This is a genomic window from Klebsiella sp. K4 (assembly GCF_014596785.2).
Lineage (GTDB): Bacteria > Pseudomonadota > Gammaproteobacteria > Enterobacterales > Enterobacteriaceae > Klebsiella > Klebsiella pneumoniae.
This window is the reverse complement of sequence record NZ_CP115021.1, coordinates 812,178-828,167: the sequence shown is the minus strand read 5'-3', so window position 1 is coordinate 828,167 and position 15,990 is coordinate 812,178. Positions and strand designations below refer to the sequence as shown.

Below are 15,990 nucleotides of genomic sequence, written 5' to 3'. Positions count from 1 at the left end.
CAGCCGGGCAACGTCGGACCGGAGGGATAATGTCACATCGGAAATATGGACTGGATCATTTAGGTTGCCGAACTGCCCGGCGCCTGGTATCTCCGGCGCTGGCGCTGTGGCTCTGCTCACAGCCGTTTGCCGCGCGGGCGGACCTCTATTTTAACCCCCGCTTTTTAGCTGACGATCCGGCGGCGGTGGCTGACCTGTCGGGATTTGAAAAAGGCCAGGAGGTTCCGCCAGGGACCTATCGCGTCGATATTTATCTCAACAATGGTTTTATGACCACCCGGGACGTCACCTTCCAGGCCGATGCCCAGGGTCACGGTCTGTCACCCTGCCTGACGCGCGGCCAGCTGGCGAGCATGGGTGTGGATACCGGTCGGGTGCCGGGCATGGCGACGCTGGACAGCACGGCCTGCGTGCCGCTGACCACGCTTATCAGCGAAGCTACCACGCGCTTCGACGTCGGACAGCAGCGCCTGTACCTCACCGTCCCCCAGGCATTTATGGGTAACCATGCGCGCGGCTATATTCCGCCGGAGCTGTGGGATAACGGTATCACCGCCGGGCTGATTAACTATAACTTCACGGGCAATAACGCCCATAACACCACAGGTGGCAGCAGCCGTTACGCCTATCTGAATCTACAGAGCGGCCTGAACATTGGCGCCTGGCGTCTGCGCGATAACAGCACCTGGAGCTACAGCAGCGGCGGTAGCACCTCATCCAACGAGAATCGCTGGCAGCACGTTAACAGCTGGCTTGAGCGGGACATCACGCCTCTGCGTTCGCGACTCACCCTAGGGGACAGCTACACCAACGGCGATGTCTTCGACGGGATCAACTTCCGCGGCGCCCAGCTGGCCTCCGACGACAATATGCTACCGGACAGCCAGAAAGGCTTTGCGCCGGTGATCCACGGGATCGCCCGCGGCACGGCGCAGGTGTCAATCAGGCAAAACGGCTACGAAATCTACCAGAGCACAGTGCCGCCGGGACCATTTACCATCGACGATCTCTACGCCGCGGGCAATGGCGGCGATCTGCAGGTCACGATCAAAGAAGCGGATGGCTCCCGCCAGGTCTTCAGCGTGCCCTGGTCAACGGTGCCGGTTCTCCAGCGTGAAGGCCATACCCGCTTCGCCCTCACCGCCGGGGAGTACCGCAGCGGCAACAGTCAGCAGGAAACGCCCGATTTTTTCCAGGGCACGGCCATGCATGGCCTGCCGGCAGGCTGGACGCTCTACGGCGGCACCCAGCTGGCAGACCGCTATCGCGCCTTTAACCTTGGGGTGGGGAAAAACATGGGCTATTTCGGCGCCCTGTCGCTGGATATCACTCAGGCCAACGCCACCCTGGCTGACGACAGCGAACATCAGGGGCAGTCGGTGCGTTTTCTCTATAACAAATCCCTGGATGAGACCGGCACCAACCTGCAGCTGGTGGGCTACCGCTACTCTACCCGCGGCTATTATAACTTTGCCGATACCACTTACCGCCGGATGAGCGGCTACAGTGTGGAAACCCAGGACGGCGTTATCCAGGTAAAACCGAAATTTACCGACTACTACAATCTGGCTTACAGCAAGCGCGGCAAGGTGCAGCTGAGCGTGACTCAGCAGTTGGGGCGCACCGCCACCCTCTATCTCAGCGGTAGCCACCAGACCTACTGGGGCACCGACGATGCCGATGAGCAGCTGCAGGCCGGCCTCAACGCCGCCGTGGACGATATCAACTGGTCGCTAAGCTACAGCCTGACAAAAAACGCCTGGCAGCAGGGGCGCGATCAAATGCTGGCGATCAATATCAATATCCCCTTCAGCCACTGGCTGCGTTCCGACAGCCGCTCGGTCTGGCGGCACGCCAGCGCCAGCTACAGCCTGTCGCACGATCTCAATGGCCGCATGACCAATCTGGCGGGCCTGTACGGCACCCTGCTGGAAGACAACAACCTCAGCTATAGCGTGCAGACCGGCTATGCCGGCGGCGGCAACGGCGACAACGGGAGCACAGGCTACACCGCCCTCAACTACCGCGGCGGCTACGGCAACGCCAACGTCGGCTACAGCCGCAGCGATGGCTTTAAACAGCTCTACTACGGGGTCAGCGGCGGCGTGCTGGCGCACGCCAACGGCATCACCCTGAGCCAACCGTTAAACGATACCGTGGTGCTGGTGAAAGCCCCCGGCGCCGGCGGCGTGAAAGTGGAAAACCAGACCGGGGTACGCACCGACTGGCGCGGGTATGCCGTCCTGCCTTATGCCACTGAGTATCGCGAAAACCGGATCGCGCTGGATACCAACACCCTGGCGGACAATGTCGACCTTGACGATGCGGTGGTCAGCGTGGTGCCCACCCATGGGGCGATTGTCCGCGCCAACTTCAACGCCCAGGTAGGGATGAAGATCCTGATGACGCTGACCCATCGCGGCAAACCGGTGCCGTTTGGCGCCCTCGCCACCGGCGACAGCAACCAGAGCGGCAGCATCGTCGCGGACAACGGCCAGGTCTACCTGAGCGGGATGCCGCTGGCGGGCAAAGTGCGGGTGAAATGGGGCGATGGCCCGGACGCTCAGTGCGTGGCCGATTACCGTCTGCCGCCGGAGAGCCAGCAGCAGGCGCTCAGTCAGCTTTCGGTCGCGTGCCGCTAAGGAGATCATGATGAGAACACTGCAGTATCTGCTGGGCGCCCTGTTCACCCTGGGCGCACCGGCTGCCTTTGCCGCCGATAGCACGATCACCATCAGCGGCTATGTCCGCGATAACGCCTGCGCGGTAGCCGGCGAATCGAAGGATTTTACTGTCGATTTACAGGATAACGCCGCGAAGCAGTTTTATGCCGTTGGGGCGACGACGCCGCCGGTGCCGTTCCGCATCGTGCTGTCGCCCTGCGGCACTTCCGTCACCGCGGTGAAGGTCGGTTTCACCGGCGTGGCGGACAGCGTCAACACCAGCCTGTTAAAACTCGATGCCGGGACCTCGGCGGCGGCAGGAATGGGGGTGGAAATTCTCGATCAGCAGCAGTCCCGGCTGCCGGTCAATGCGCCGTCATCCACCATGACCTGGACCACGCTGACCCCGGGCCAGACCAATATTCTCAACTTTTACGCCCGGCTGATGGCCACTCAGGTGCCCGTCACCGCCGGGCATGTCAATGCGACAGCGACATTCACCCTGGAATTTCAGTAAGCGGAGGCTGAAATGAAATGGACTCATGTGGGCTGGCTGCTGGCCGGCCTGTTAACCGCGAGCGCTTCCCTGCGGGCGGCCGACGTCACTCTCACCGTCAACGGCAAGGTGGTGGCCAGACCCTGCACGGTTTCCACCGTCAATGCCACCGTCGAGCTGGGCGATCTCTATACCTTTAGCCTGATCGGTGCGGGCTCGGCATCGGCCTGGCACAGCGTGGCGCTGGATCTGAGCAACTGCCCCGTGGGTACTTCACGGGTGAAAGCCACCTTCAGCGGAACGGCGGACAGCACCGGCTATTACAAAAACCAGGGAACGGCGGGCAATATTCAGCTCGAACTGCAGAACGAGGACGGCACCACGCTGAACAATGGCAGCAGCCAGTCGGTACAGGTGGATGAGGCCAGCCAATCCGCTCGCTTCCCGCTGCAGGTCAGGGCGCTGTCCGTCAACGGCGGCGCCACGCAAGGCACCATTCAGGCGGTGATTAACGTCACCTATACCTACGCCTGAGCCAGGAGAGCATCATGATGAAAAAAATAATCCCCCTGTTCACCACCCTGCTGCTGCTGGGCTGGTCGATGAACGCCTGGTCCTTTGCCTGCAAAACGGCCACCGGGGCGACGATTCCCATCGGCGGCGGGTCAGCCAACGTCTACGTTAACCTGACCCCGGCGGTGAACGTCGGGCAAAACCTGGTGGTCGACCTCTCCACGCAGATTTTTTGCCATAACGACTATCCGGAAACGATCACCGACTACGTGACCCTGCAGCGCGGATCCGCCTATGGCGGTGTGCTGTCGAGTTTTTCAGGCACCGTGAAATATAACGGCACCTCTTACCCGTTCCCGACCACCACGGAAACCGCGCGGGTGATTTATGATTCACGGACCGATAAACCCTGGCCAGCCGTCCTGTATCTGACGCCGGTGAGCACTGCCGGTGGAGTGGCCATCACCGCAGGATCGTTAATCGCGGTGCTGATCCTGCATCAGACCAACAACTACAATAGCGACTCCTTCCAGTTCATCTGGAACATCTACGCCAATAACGACGTGGTGGTCCCCACCGGCGGCTGCGACGTCTCCGCCCGCGATGTCACCGTCACCCTCCCCGACTACCCGGGATCGATGGCCGTGCCGCTCACCGTCCACTGCGCGCAGAGCCAGCAGCTGGGGTATTACCTCTCCGGCACCACCGCGGACAGCGCCAACGCGATCTTCACCAATACCGCCTCCGCCTCGCCGGCGCAGGGGATAGGCGTTCAGCTGACGCGCAACGGCAGCGCCGTCCCGGCGAACAGCACGGTCTCGCTGGGCACCGTCGGCACCTCGCCGGTCAACCTCGGCCTGACGGCCACCTATGCCCGGACCACAGGCCAGGTTACCGCCGGCAACGTGCAGTCGATCATCGGCATCACCTTTGTCTATCAATGATGACCGATTATATCCTCTCGCCCTGCTCGCTGGCCGCCCGCGGGTTGAGCCAGCTGATGCTGAACGCCGCGAAGCGGCCCGTTGAGCTGCCGGTCGAGGGCGTGTCCCTGCGCGAGCTGGCCGCCGTGAAGCGGATCGTGGTGTATCTCCCTGACGATCCCCTGTGGATGCTCACCACGCTGCGCCAGGCGGCAAGGCTACTCGACGAGGCCTTGCCGCCGTTACCGATGTTGATTCTGAGCCGCAGCCCGGCCATCTGGCTGCGGCAAACGCTGCTCTATCAGGTGAGTCATCCGGATCGTCTGCGCAACGTCCATACTGCCCCCGCCGATCTGTCCTGCGCGGAGCTGGCCCATCGGCTGGAGAATGCGCCGCGGCTTGAGCGGCTTGCCGGCGAAGCCGCCCTGATCCACGGAAAACGGGTCGTCGGGTTGACCCACGCCGAGCTCAAGGTGATCCTCGCCCTGCTGCAAGGGCAGACGATAGGCGAGCAGGCCCAACGTCTCGGATTGAGCCAGAAAACGCTCTACACCCAACGGCTGGCTGGGGTGAAAAAGCTGGTGGAATGTCATCCGCATCTGGCCCCCCGCTTTCCGCGCACGCTGCTGCCGCGCTCATCCGCCAGCTCACTGTCGGCGTTTGAACAGGAATGGGTACAAGCGATCCACGATCGCCAGGTCTTCCCGGTTTTTCAACCTATCGTCGATAGTCGCTCACAGCTACAGGGGGTGGAGATCCTGATCCGCTGGCGCCACCGCGGCCAGGTACTTCACCCCCAGACCTTTCTGCCGCACTTCCGCGCCGACTACACCTGGCTGCTGCTTACGGCCTTTGTTCTGCAGGAGGCCGTGCAGAATATTAATGAGTATCCAGGCACCTTCTATTTTTCGGTCAACATACCCTCCTCACTCGCCGACAGTGACAGCCTGCTGCGGATGGTGGAAGCCGCTCGCCAGCAGCTTCGGCAGCCAGAGGGCGTGGCAAGGCTGGTGCTGGAATATGCTGAAACTATCGATTTTCGCCAGCAGAGCCGCTCCGCCGCCCACGTGGCGCAGCTGCAACGTGCTGGCGTGCGCGTGATGCTGGACGACTGCTTTTCTCAGGGGAGCGTTATCTTTCCGGCGCGTCGACTGCACTTCAATGCGTATAAACTGGATATGAGCATCGTCAACGACGCCCAGCACGATCCAAAGGCGCTTGCGCTAATAAAAAGCCTGGCCTACTACTGCCAGTTAAGCGACAGTCGCTGTGTGGCGGAAGGGGTGGATTCACTGGCGAAATTTACGCAGTTAAAATCGCTGGGGATTGATCGCTTCCAGGGCTATCTGTTTTCACCACCGATGCGGCGTGAACATCTCCCGGATCTGATCCGCCGCTTTTCCCACCAGCGCGATCCGGCGGATCGTTGAGGGTGCGAGAAAAGCGCACCGGTTAGCACCGGTGCCGGTACGTCATGCGCGAATATCGTCGTATTCGCGGGTGTTATCGAATTCATGTTTGGCAAACGGGCAGAGAGGGATAATCTTCCGCTGCTCCTGGCGCATTTTTTCCACTACCTTCGCCACCAGCTGTTTCCCCACGCCCTGGCCTTTCAGGCTGGGATCAACATCGGTATGTTCGATAATGCTGAGGTGTTCGCCGGTGGGAACAAAAACAATCTCCGCCACCTGGTTTCCCTGCGCGTCGTTAACATAAAATTTGTTATGCCCTTCCAGTATTTCCATCTTCTCCTCGCTTATTTATGACGATATTGCAGAGCGCCGCTCGGGCAGGTATCAATCACGTTTACCACCGTCGCGACATCCACTTCATCCGGGATAATCCACGGCTTACGCTTCAGGTTGAAGAGCTTCGCGCTGCCGCGCACGCAGTTCCCGGAATGCTGACAGATCGCCGTATTAAAGTAGACGTCGATTTTCTCCCCGGTGTAGGCCCGGTAGCCGGCTTCCAGTAATTCCTTATCCATGACATTGCCTCGGTCGTTTTTATCTTTCAGGCTAAGCATAGCCCTCGCCGTGGCGGCTGACTATGCGCAAGCGCGGGAATTGACGCCTCACATCATGCTCTCCCATCGCGCAAGGATCCCGCAGTCAACGATCGGTTGACTTTCATTCCCGCAACGAGGCGATTACACTCATGACACACTGGTATGATCACTCAGGGATGTTCCATTGAATCATATTGCCACCATCGCCCGCCCGGCGCGGTTACTGCTCGTCTTGCCGCTTTCCGGCTGCTCACTTTCGCCAGAGATCCCGGTATTGGGCGCTGCTTTTCCCGGCTGGTTTTTCTGCTTACTGGGCGGTGCGTTTTTACTGATCCCCTGCCATATCCTGATTACCCGTAAAGGCTGGCAGCCGCGCTTTTCTCCCCTGGTCTTCAGCTACGTCGCGCTGATGTTCCTGTTCGCCACGTTGCTGTGGTTTCTGTTTTTTGTTCACTGATCGCTTATGACAACTTCCCGCACTCCCCTGTTACGCAAAAAGTGGCCTCTGCTGGCGCTGGTCCTTGCCGCCATCCTGGCGCTGATCCTCGTTATCTGGCAGTTGCAAACCTCGCCGGAGACCAATGACGCCTATGTCTATGCCGATACCATCGATGTAGTGCCCGAGGTCAGCGGACGCATCGTGGAGATGCCCATTCGCGATAACCAGCGGGTGAAAAAAGGCGATCTGTTGTTCCGCATCGACCCCCGCCCCTATCAGGCAATGCTCGATGACGCGAAAGCCCGGCTGACGACCCTCGACGCGCAGATCATGCTGACCCAGCGCACCATCAAAGCGCAGGAGTATAACGCCCAGTCGGTGGCGGCCGCCGTCGAGCGCGCCAGAGCGCTGGTTAAGCAGACCACCTCCACGCGTATCCGCCTTGAGCCGCTGGTGCCGCAGGGGTTCGCTTCCCAGGAAGATCTCGATCAGGCGCGCACCGCTGAGAAAGCGGCGCGGGCGGAGCTGGAGGCCACGCTGCTGCAGGCCAAACAGGCCTCGGCGGCCGTGACTGGCGTGGATGCCATGGTGGCGCAACGCGCCGGGGTCCTGGCGCAAATCGCCCTCGCTGAACTGCATCTGGAATTTACCGAAGTGCGCGCGCCGTTCAACGGCGTGGTGGTGGCGCTGAAAACCACCGTCGGCCAGTACGCCTCGGCGCTGAAACCGGTCTTCACCCTGCTGGATGACGACCGCTGGTATGTGATCGCGAACTTCCGCGAAACCGACCTGAACAACGTGCGCCCCGGCGTGGCGGCGCGGATCACCGTGATGACCAACCACAACCGGACCTTTAACGGGGTGGTGGATTCGGTCGGCTCCGGGGTCCTGCCCGAAGGTGGGAGCGTCATCGAAGGGCTGCCGCTGATCCAGAAAAGCATTAACTGGGTCCACGTCTCGCAGCGCTTCCCGGTGAAAATCGCCGTCAGCGATCCCGACCCGGAACTGTTCCGCATGGGCGCCTCGGCCAGCGCCGTGCTGCAGCCGTAGCCGGGCGACGCTATGTTTCCTCTCGCCCATTTTTTACGCCAGGAACTGCGCGACGCGCCGGGACGCGCCAGCTACACGCTGCGCCTGACGCTAAGCTGCGCGGTGCTCATCACCCTGTTTATGACCCTGCAGATCCCTTTCCTGGCCGTTGCGCTGATCGTCGTATTCTACGTCAGCCAGCCTAACGTGTTGATGATTAAGCTGGTCAGCGTGGTCTTTTTTGTCACCGTCACCGTGGCGCTCGGCGGCGTGCTGCTGATCATCAAGTGGACCTATGACTACCCGCTGATCCGCCTGGCGGCTTCCGTGGCGCTCTTTTTCTGCGCCCTCTATCTGATGCGGGTGCTGGGCAAGCTGGGACTGGCCTTTTTCGTGGTGGCGCTGGCGGTGATTTACGCTCAGACCTTCCCGTCGATGACCAGCCAGAGCGAGATCCTGGTGCGGCTGCTGCTTTGGCTGTGGGTGGCGATTAACACCGCGATCCTCGTCACCCTGCTGGTCAACGCCTGCTTTCAGCAGGCCTTTCCCGGCAACCAGTTTAAGGCGCGTCTGGCCGGGATGCTGCACGAGGTCGCCCGGCGGCTGGCGGCCCCGGACGCTGAAGCGCTACCGACCTTCGGCGAGACCGCCGCGCAGTTCAATCAGCTGCAGTCGCTGTTCGCCCAGGCCAGCCGGGCGACACCGGAGATCGCCGCCGCTCCCCAGGCCTGGCGCTCGCGGCTGGCCGCCACTTTGCGCTGCTACCAGCTGGCGACCCTGCTGCAAGCAGACGAGGCGGATAGTGACGATCGCCAGCAGCTGTCGCAGGCGGTACTTCAGCTGAAGAACGCCCTTAGCGAGGGGCCGTTTGACGGCGCCATTCCTCCCCTGACGCTCAGCGGTTGCGGCGTCAATCGCGCTGTTCTGCAGGAGATGGCTACCACTCTGCAGCGGTTGGCGCAGGGCGAGCCGGTTGCCCTGCCGCAGGGTGAGGTGGAGAAGGCGCCCCTGCTGGCGCCGGACGCCTGGCGCAACCCGGCATATCTCCATTTTGCGCTCAAGACCCTGCTGGCGACCCTAATCTGCTATGTCTTCTATACCGCTGCCGACTGGCAGGGTCTACATACCATTATGCTGAGCTGCGTGATCGTCGCCCAGCCCGGGCTGGGCGCCACGATGCAAAAGACATGGCTGCGCATCGCCGGGGCGCTGCTCGCCTCCCTGCTGGCGCTGCTGTTAATCGTCTTTGTCCAGCCCTGGACCGATTCGCTGACGGGCCTGCTGGCGATGTCCCTGCCGGTGCTGGCGCTGGCGGCGTGGATTGCCGCCGGCTCGGAGCGTATCGCCTACGCCGGGATCCAGATTGGTTTCACCTTTGCGCTGGCCTTTCTCAGCTGGTTTGCTCCGCTGACGAACCTCACCGAGCTCCGGGATCGGGTGCTGGGCATCCTGCTCGGGGTGCTGGTCTCCTCCATTGTTCATTTGTATCTCTGGCCGGACAGCGAAGCGCCGCAGCTGAAAACCCGCCTTGCGGCACTTTATCGCCGGCTGGCGGACTGCCTCGCCGCCCCGAAGGAGGCGGTTCCGCTGGCTCCCCTGCTTGTCGCCTTCACCGACAGCGAAGCGCTGATCCACCGGGTTCGCGCCGAACCGCTGGGCACGTATGCTCACCCCTGGCCCCAGGCGAAAGGCTGGCCGATGCGCGCCACCCTCGCCCAGGCCGAGGAGATCGCCCGCCTCAGCGAAGGCTACCGACTCAACGCCGCGCCGGGAGACCCGACCCTGACCCGCTGCGCCGAACAGCTGCGGCGCTACGCTGAACGTATCGAACAGGAGGCGACGGCGCCTGGCGAACAGCTGACCGCCGACCTGACTAACCCCTTTGGCCCGGCGCTGGCCGCCGCGCTGGCCGCCCTGCCCGACTGGGGGCCGACACCGATAGCGACTGAGCAACAGGCTAAAACGTCATGATGATCCTTCCTTTCTCCGCGCGCCTGCGCGGCACTCTTTTTACCCTGACGCTGACGCTGCTCAGCGGCTGCGCGCTGATCCAGGATGAGCCTGCCCAGGTCGCCATCGTCAATCCGCAGCAGGCCCAGCTGGCGCAGGTGATCCACCTGGCGAACAGCGACTGGCCGGCCGCCCGCTGGTGGGAGGCCTATGATGATCCTCAGCTCAATATGCTGATCAACCGGGCGCTGCAGAACTCGCCGACCATGCAGGCCGCCCGGCTGCGCATCTCCCAGTCGCAGTCCACGGTGGAACTCGCCCGGTCGGCGATGGGCCTGCAGGCTACCGCCGTCGCGGCGCAAAACCGCCTGCGGATCACCGACAAATCCTTTAGCTGGCCCTACTCATACTCCCTGCCGGTGGATAAAAACGGCCCCTGGTATACGCTGAATACCGTTGGCGTCGGGGCGCAGCTGAATATCGATCTCTGGGGGGCCGATCGCGCACGGGTCGCCGCCGCTATTGGCGAGAAAAACGCCCGGCTGGCGGAGACCGCCGGCATTGAGCTCGACATCGCCAGCAGCGTGGCGCAGCTCTATTTCGCCATGCAGGCGACGTTCCAGAAAATCGCGCTGCTGCAGGAGCTGGAGGGCATTGCCCGATTCTCGGTGGAAGCCCACGAGCACCGGACCCGGCGCGGCCTGGAAGACAGTGTGGATGTGGCCAACGCCCAGGCCGAACAGCTCGCCGCTCGCCAGCAGATCATTAGCGCCGAGGGGATGCTGACCCAGTATCGTGAAACCCTGCGGGCGCTTATCGGCGCCGATGCGCAGAGCATGCCGGCCATCCATCCGGTGGCGCTGCCGGCGCTCCAGGAGACGCTGCCGCCGTCGCTCTCTTTCGAGCTGCTGGCCCGCCGTCCGGACCTGCAGGCGCTGCGCGGCTACGTCACCGCCTCCCTGAGCCAGGTCGATGCGGCGAAAGCGGCCTTCTATCCCCATTTTGATATCAAAGCGTTCTGGGGCTATAACGCTCTGAGCGTCGGGGATCTGTTTAAGTCCTCTTTCCAGCAGATCAACCTGCTGCCCGGGCTGTATCTGCCGATCTTCGACGGCGGTCGTCTGAACGCTAATCTGCAGTCGGTACGCACCGCCAGCAACATCCTGATCAAACAGTACAACCAGGCGGTGCTGGATGCGGTTCGCGATGTCGCTATCAGCTCCAGCCAGCTTAACGACCTGAATCAGCAGCGCGCGCTGCAGCAGCTAAAAGTCACCGCGGCGCAGACCACCACCGATAGCGCTCGCGCCCATTATCAGCGCGGCCTCCTCAGCCGCTACGCCGCCGAAGAAGCCCGCCGGGCGGTCCTCGCCCAGCAGCTGTTGCTGCTGGACATTGAGGCCCAGCGGCTAAGCACCGACATTACCCTGATCAAAGCCCTGGGCGGCGGCTATCGAGGGCAGTAACAAAAATGCCTTCCCAATAGGGGAAGGCAATCAGACTGCAGACAAAGTGCAATATTCAGCGCTTGCGCGGGCCTACAGCTAACTGCATAACTGTTTGATATTGCATTTTTTTGTAGGCCGGGTAAGGCGAAAGCCGCCACCCGGCAGTAAGGCGGGCACAATAACGAAACGGGTTTGTCATCCGCCAAAATGCCTTCCCAATAGGGGAAGGCATTAAGCTGAAGGGGCGGGGTGGATGCGCGGCGATTACACCAGGGCGCGCAGCTCTTCCCGCATATAGGTGGAAAAGAATTCCGGATGCTTAATCACCAGCCGTTCGCCGGCGGCGACCCGTTCAGCCCACTCCGCCACTTTGTCGGTAAACCCAGCGCTCCAGCCCTGCTGTTGGCCGCGCGCAGCGACGTCGGCCGGGGTGGCTGGTACGCCCAGTTCTTTTAAATATTTGAGAATTCCCTTCGCGGTACTTTCATCCATAGACTGTGGTACTGGCTCAGACGTATTCATACCACCGATGAAATCCAATGCTTTATCAATGACTGCTGGCATAGGTGTGTCCTTATATTAACCACATAGTAAACCTGACTACACTATGGACCGGAAAGCGACGTGATTTCAAAGAACACGCTCACGTTATGGGACATCGCGCATTGTGAAAAGGGGATTTTGTTCTGCTGGGGCGGGGATTGGACAAAAAACAAGCCGGCCCCACCGGGCCGGCCTGAGGCTTGCGTCAGGCGTTGCTGAGGGATTTTTGCGCGGCGCTGGACCGACTGTTCTCCAGCATCCGGCGGACCGGGACAATCAGCACGGCCAGCACGGCGGCGCAGATCAGCAATGCGATGGAGCAGCGGGCGAAGAGGTCCGGCAGCAGCGACAGCTGATCGGCCTTCACATGACCGCCGATCAGGCCCGCCGCCAGGTTACCCAGCGCGCTGGCGCAGAACCACAGCCCCATCATCTGGCCGCGCATTCTCTCCGGCGCCAGCAGAGTCATGGTCGCCAGCCCAATCGGGCTGAGGCACAGTTCACCGAGCGTCAGCATCAGGATGCTGCCCACCAGCCACAGCGGCGACACACCGGCCCCGCCGTTGCTCAGAACGTTCTGCGCCGCCAGCATCATCAGGCCAAAGCCCGCCGCTGCGCACAGGATGCCAATCACGAATTTGGTCATACTGCCCGGACGAACGTTTTTACGCGCCAGCGCAGGCCACGCCCAGCTGAATACCGGCGCGAGGAGAATGATAAACAAGGCGTTAATCGACTGGAACCAGACCGCGGGGATCTCAAAATCGCCGATCATCCGGTTGGTATAGTCGTTAGCAAACAGGTTGAAGGAGGTCGGTTTCTGTTCAAACGCGGACCAGAAAAAGGCCGCCGAGACCAGCAAAATAAAGCACACCAGCAGGCGCGCCCGCTCTTTACGGTTGAGTCCGGCGAAGACGAACAGCCAGATGAAATAGAGCGCCACGGAGGCGGCAATCACATAGACCAGCACGCTGGCCACCGCTACCGGGTTAATCACGATCGTGCCCAGGCTGATAAGCGTGACCAGCACCGCCACTCCCAGCGCCAGCGCCAGCAGCCACGCTCCAACGCCATTCTTTTTCGCCACCGGGCTGTTCCAGGTGGAATCGAGGCCAACCTCCGCGTCATAGCGCTTCATCGACGGTACGGCAAAGACACGGAAAATGATCAGCGCCACCAGCATCCCGATCCCTCCGATGCCGAAGCCCCAGTGCCAGCCATGCGATTTGATAAGCCAGCCAGAGATCAATGGCGCGATAAACGAGCCGATGTTGATCCCCATGTAGAACAGCGAAAAACCACCGTCGCGGCGCGCGTCGCCCTTTTTATACAGGGTGCCGACCATCACCGAGATACAGGTTTTAAACAACCCGGAACCCAGGACGATAAACATCAGACCGATAAAGAACAGATCGTTGCCCAGCCATGCTGACAGAGCGATCGACAGGTGCCCCAGGGCGATCAGGATAGAGCCGTACCAGACGGCGCGTTGTTGGCCAAGCCAGTTATCCGCCAGCCAGCCGCCCGGCAGCGCGGCCAGATACATACTGCCGGCAAAAATCCCAACGATCGCCGAGGCGTTCTCTCGCGCCAGGCCCATGCCGCCGTCGTACACTGTCGCCGCCATAAACAGGATCAGTAAAGGACGGATGCCGTAAAACGAGAAGCGCTCCCACATTTCAGTGAAGAACAGCGAGCCCAGCGGATAAGGATGGCCGAAAAAGGTACGGCTTTCGTTTTTATTAACAGAGGAATGCATAAATTCTCCAGGTAAGGTGCGCCGCAGCGCAAGTTAACCGTATAAAGCAGGCTGACGATTTATAATTTGTTTGTATTAACATCAAACACGAGCATTTTTAACCATTTGATAACCACGCAATGGTTTTGTCCAGCCCCTTACCTTCCCTTTTTAGATGAAAAGTCGACAAACATCTAGTTTTACAGATTTAATGTTCGCAATAATGCAAACGACGTTGACTTTATATCATTACGCACAAAACGATATTTTACCCATTAAAAACAAACAGTTAATAATTTATCGAGAGACATAAACCACCGGCGCAGAGGCGGTGTATAACGGCAGGAAAAGTAAGGGAAACAGACTGGATAGTGGAGAAATAGCGCTAAGCGAGAATATTGTCAGCAATCCAGGCGCTACATACCTGGAGAGCCTACCATACAGCAGGTTTAACACGGCATGCCGGCTGCTACAGCCGGCGCCATTCTGCGCGCTATTTCACACGCTGCCCTGCGGCATCAATGACTGGCTCACCGTCCTCCTTCACGAATGCGCCTTGTTGCGGCGCCGTCAGGATCTCCAGCACCACCTCTGACGGGCGGCAGAGTCGGGTGCCCTGCGGTGTCGTTACGATCGGACGGTTAATCAGGATCGGATGCTGAAGCATAAAGTCGATTATCTGGTCGTCAGTAAACCGGTCTTCCGCCAGGCCCAGCGCGTCGTAGGGTTCGACGTTTTTCCGCAGCAGCGCGCGCACCGGGATCCCCATCGCGGCGAGCAGCTGGCGCAGCTCATCACCCGACGGCGGCGTCTCCAGATAATAGATAATGGTGGGCTCGGCGCCGCTGTTACGGATCAGCGCCAGCGTATTACGCGAGGTGCCGCAGTCAGGGTTATGGTAAATGGTGATGCTCATAGTACGTTCTCATGGCTGGTTGAAGGAGAGACGCAGCGCCAGCGCGGCCAGCGTCACAAGCAGCACCGGCAGGGTCATGGTGATGCCGCAGCGGAAATAATACCCCCAACCGATGGTGATGTGCTTCTGCGCCAGCACATGCAGCCACAGCAGCGTGGCCAGGCTACCAATTGGCGTGATCTTGGGCCCCAGATCGCAGCCGATGACGTTGGCATAAATCATGGCCTCTTTGATCGTCCCTGTTGCCGCGCTGCCATCAATCGACAGGGCGCCGACCAGTACGCTGGGCATATTATTCATAATCGAAGAGAGGAAGGCCGACAGAACACCAGTGCCCAGCGTCGCGGCCCAGAGGCCGCGCTCCGCCAGCATGTTCAGCACCGTGGTCAGATAGTCCGTTAACCCGGCGTTTCGCAGACCATACACCACCAGATACATTCCCAGCGAGAAGATCACTATCTGCCACGGGGCGCCGCGCAGCACCTTACCGGTGTTAATTACCCGCCCGTGCTTCGCGACAGCAAACAGGATCCCGGCACCGAGCGCCGCGATGGCGCTGACCGGGATCCCCAGCGGTTCAAGGACGAAAAAGCCAGCCAGCAACAGCAGCAGCACGCCCCAGCCGGTGCGGAACGTCGCTGGATCTTTTATTGCCGTGGCCGGCGCTTTCAGTAACGCCATATCCCAGGCCGGCGGGATATCCTTGCGAAAGAACAGGTGCAGCATCGCCAGGGTGGTGAGGATCGCCGCGAGATCGACCGGCACCATCACCGAAGCGTACTCCCTAAAGCCGATGGCAAAGAAATCTGCCGAAACGATATTCACCAGATTCGACACCACCAGCGGCAGGCTGGCGGTATCGGCAATAAATCCGGCGGCCATGACAAAGGCCAGCATCGTTCCCTTGCTGAACCCCAGCGCTCGCAGCATGGCAATCACGATTGGCGTGAGGATCAGCGCCGCCCCGTCGTTGGCAAACAGCGCCGCCACCGCCGCGCCGAGCAGGATAATCCAGGTAAACAGCAGTCGACCCCGGCCTCTTCCCCAGCGGGAAACGTGCAGCGCGGCCCATTCGAAAAAGCCAGACTCATCAAGCAGCAGGCTGATAATGATAACGGCGATAAAGGTGGCGGTCGCATTCCAGACGATATGCCATACCACCGGGATATCGGCTACCTGTACGCCACCGGTGGCCAGCGCCGCGCCAAAGGCCGCGCTCCAGCCGATCCCTAACCCCCGCGGCTGCCAGATCACCAGCACCAGGGTCAGGATAAAAATCGTACCTGCCAGCAACATCGTTCCTCCGCCAATCACATTCGAAAAA

At 60.8% G+C, this 15,990-nt stretch carries 15 protein-coding genes; 9 read left to right on the top strand and 6 right to left on the bottom strand.

Features of this window, described 5'->3' with window-relative positions; translation table 11 throughout:
* Positions 1 to 29: 29 nt before the first annotated feature.
* From IB144_RS04125 to IB144_RS04105, 5 genes are read left to right on the top strand one after another with little or no spacing between them, the layout of a single operon-like run.
* Entirely contained in the window at positions 30 to 2,642 is a 2,613-nt protein-coding gene (locus IB144_RS04125) for a fimbrial biogenesis usher protein (protein WP_009308599.1), read from the top strand.
* 10 nt (positions 2,643 to 2,652) lie between these two features.
* The gene (locus tag IB144_RS04120; protein WP_014906962.1) at positions 2,653 to 3,180 is read left to right on the top strand and encodes a fimbrial protein; all 528 of its coding nucleotides are present in this window, start codon (positions 2,653 to 2,655) and stop codon (positions 3,178 to 3,180) included.
* A 27-nt stretch (positions 3,181 to 3,207) separates the two neighbouring features.
* Positions 3,208 to 3,693 carry a fimbrial protein gene (locus IB144_RS04115; RefSeq protein ID WP_004229447.1) on the top strand — a complete coding sequence of 162 codons (486 nt, stop codon included), beginning with the start codon at positions 3,208 to 3,210 and terminating at the stop codon, positions 3,691 to 3,693.
* A gap of 17 nt (positions 3,694 to 3,710) precedes the next feature.
* Complete coding sequence (locus IB144_RS04110; RefSeq protein WP_004151788.1) at positions 3,711 to 4,616, top strand: fimbrial protein; 906 nt, start codon at positions 3,711 to 3,713, stop codon at positions 4,614 to 4,616.
* A complete protein-coding gene (locus IB144_RS04105) occupies positions 4,613 to 6,025 on the top strand; it encodes an EAL domain-containing protein (protein ID WP_040216598.1) in 1,413 nt (470 codons plus the stop codon). The genes IB144_RS04110 and IB144_RS04105 overlap by 4 nt, the downstream gene beginning before the upstream one ends.
* 42 nt (positions 6,026 to 6,067) lie before the next feature.
* On the opposite strand, the gene IB144_RS04100 is transcribed toward IB144_RS04105, so the two are convergent.
* Complete coding sequence (locus IB144_RS04100; RefSeq protein ID WP_002916201.1) at positions 6,068 to 6,340, bottom strand: GNAT family N-acetyltransferase; 273 nt, start codon at positions 6,338 to 6,340, stop codon at positions 6,068 to 6,070.
* An 11-nt stretch (positions 6,341 to 6,351) separates the two neighbouring features.
* A complete protein-coding gene (gene yjdI / locus IB144_RS04095) occupies positions 6,352 to 6,582 on the bottom strand; it encodes a 4Fe-4S mono-cluster protein YjdI (RefSeq protein WP_002916202.1) in 231 nt (76 codons plus the stop codon).
* Positions 6,583 to 6,787: 205 nt separating this feature from the next.
* Here yjdI and IB144_RS04090 point away from each other — a divergent pair, with 205 nt between their 5' ends.
* From IB144_RS04090 to IB144_RS04075, 4 genes are read left to right on the top strand one after another with little or no spacing between them, the layout of a single operon-like run.
* Entirely contained in the window at positions 6,788 to 7,060 is a 273-nt protein-coding gene (locus IB144_RS04090; RefSeq protein ID WP_002916204.1) for a YtcA family lipoprotein, read from the top strand.
* 6 nt (positions 7,061 to 7,066) lie between these two features.
* Positions 7,067 to 8,092, top strand: coding sequence for a multidrug transporter subunit MdtN (gene mdtN / locus IB144_RS04085; protein ID WP_004181222.1), 1,026 nt, complete (start codon positions 7,067 to 7,069; stop codon positions 8,090 to 8,092).
* A 12-nt stretch (positions 8,093 to 8,104) separates the two neighbouring features.
* On the top strand, positions 8,105 to 10,042 hold the full coding sequence (gene mdtO, locus IB144_RS04080; protein ID WP_032418372.1) for a multidrug efflux transporter permease subunit MdtO: 1,938 nt from the start codon (positions 8,105 to 8,107) through the stop codon (positions 10,040 to 10,042).
* Entirely contained in the window at positions 10,039 to 11,487 is a 1,449-nt protein-coding gene (locus IB144_RS04075) for an MdtP family multidrug efflux transporter outer membrane subunit (protein ID WP_002916272.1), read from the top strand. The genes mdtO and IB144_RS04075 overlap by 4 nt, the downstream gene beginning before the upstream one ends.
* A 246-nt stretch (positions 11,488 to 11,733) precedes the next feature.
* Here IB144_RS04075 and IB144_RS04070 read toward each other — a convergent pair whose 3' ends face one another.
* From IB144_RS04070 to IB144_RS04055, 4 genes are all read right to left on the bottom strand, one after another.
* On the bottom strand, positions 11,734 to 12,033 hold the full coding sequence (locus IB144_RS04070; RefSeq protein WP_002916274.1) for a DUF1889 family protein: 300 nt from the start codon (positions 12,031 to 12,033) through the stop codon (positions 11,734 to 11,736).
* 184 nt (positions 12,034 to 12,217) lie between these two features.
* Positions 12,218 to 13,771 carry a peptide MFS transporter gene (locus IB144_RS04065; protein ID WP_002916277.1) on the bottom strand — a complete coding sequence of 518 codons (1,554 nt, stop codon included), beginning with the start codon at positions 13,769 to 13,771 and terminating at the stop codon, positions 12,218 to 12,220.
* A 472-nt stretch (positions 13,772 to 14,243) separates the two neighbouring features.
* Positions 14,244 to 14,666, bottom strand: coding sequence for a glutaredoxin-dependent arsenate reductase (gene arsC / locus IB144_RS04060; RefSeq protein ID WP_004181224.1), 423 nt, complete (start codon positions 14,664 to 14,666; stop codon positions 14,244 to 14,246).
* Positions 14,667 to 14,675: 9 nt separating this feature from the next.
* A complete protein-coding gene (locus tag IB144_RS04055) occupies positions 14,676 to 15,962 on the bottom strand; it encodes an arsenic transporter (RefSeq protein WP_065888473.1) in 1,287 nt (428 codons plus the stop codon).
* Positions 15,963 to 15,990 lie beyond the last annotated feature (28 nt).

Bases quoted from the DNA above. Each gene is read 5' to 3' on its own strand.
- IB144_RS04125 (WP_009308599.1), top strand. From the start codon at position 30: ATGTCACATCGGAAATATGGACTGGATCATTTAGGTTGCCGAACTGCC.
- IB144_RS04120 (WP_014906962.1), top strand. From the start codon at position 2,653: ATGAGAACACTGCAGTATCTGCTGGGCGCCCTGTTCACCCTGGGCGCA.
- IB144_RS04110 (WP_004151788.1), top strand. From the start codon at position 3,711: ATGAAAAAAATAATCCCCCTGTTCACCACCCTGCTGCTGCTGGGCTGG.
- IB144_RS04105 (WP_040216598.1), top strand. From the start codon at position 4,613: ATGATGACCGATTATATCCTCTCGCCCTGCTCGCTGGCCGCCCGCGGG.
- IB144_RS04100 (WP_002916201.1), bottom strand. From the start codon at position 6,340: ATGGAAATACTGGAAGGGCATAACAAATTTTATGTTAACGACGCGCAG.
- yjdI (WP_002916202.1), bottom strand. From the start codon at position 6,582: ATGGATAAGGAATTACTGGAAGCCGGCTACCGGGCCTACACCGGGGAG.
- mdtN (WP_004181222.1), top strand. From the start codon at position 7,067: ATGACAACTTCCCGCACTCCCCTGTTACGCAAAAAGTGGCCTCTGCTG.
- mdtO (WP_032418372.1), top strand. From the start codon at position 8,105: ATGTTTCCTCTCGCCCATTTTTTACGCCAGGAACTGCGCGACGCGCCG.
- IB144_RS04075 (WP_002916272.1), top strand. From the start codon at position 10,039: ATGATGATCCTTCCTTTCTCCGCGCGCCTGCGCGGCACTCTTTTTACC.
- IB144_RS04070 (WP_002916274.1), bottom strand. From the start codon at position 12,033: ATGCCAGCAGTCATTGATAAAGCATTGGATTTCATCGGTGGTATGAAT.
- IB144_RS04065 (WP_002916277.1), bottom strand. From the start codon at position 13,771: ATGCATTCCTCTGTTAATAAAAACGAAAGCCGTACCTTTTTCGGCCAT.
- arsC (WP_004181224.1), bottom strand. From the start codon at position 14,666: ATGAGCATCACCATTTACCATAACCCTGACTGCGGCACCTCGCGTAAT.
- IB144_RS04055 (WP_065888473.1), bottom strand. From the start codon at position 15,962: ATGTTGCTGGCAGGTACGATTTTTATCCTGACCCTGGTGCTGGTGATC.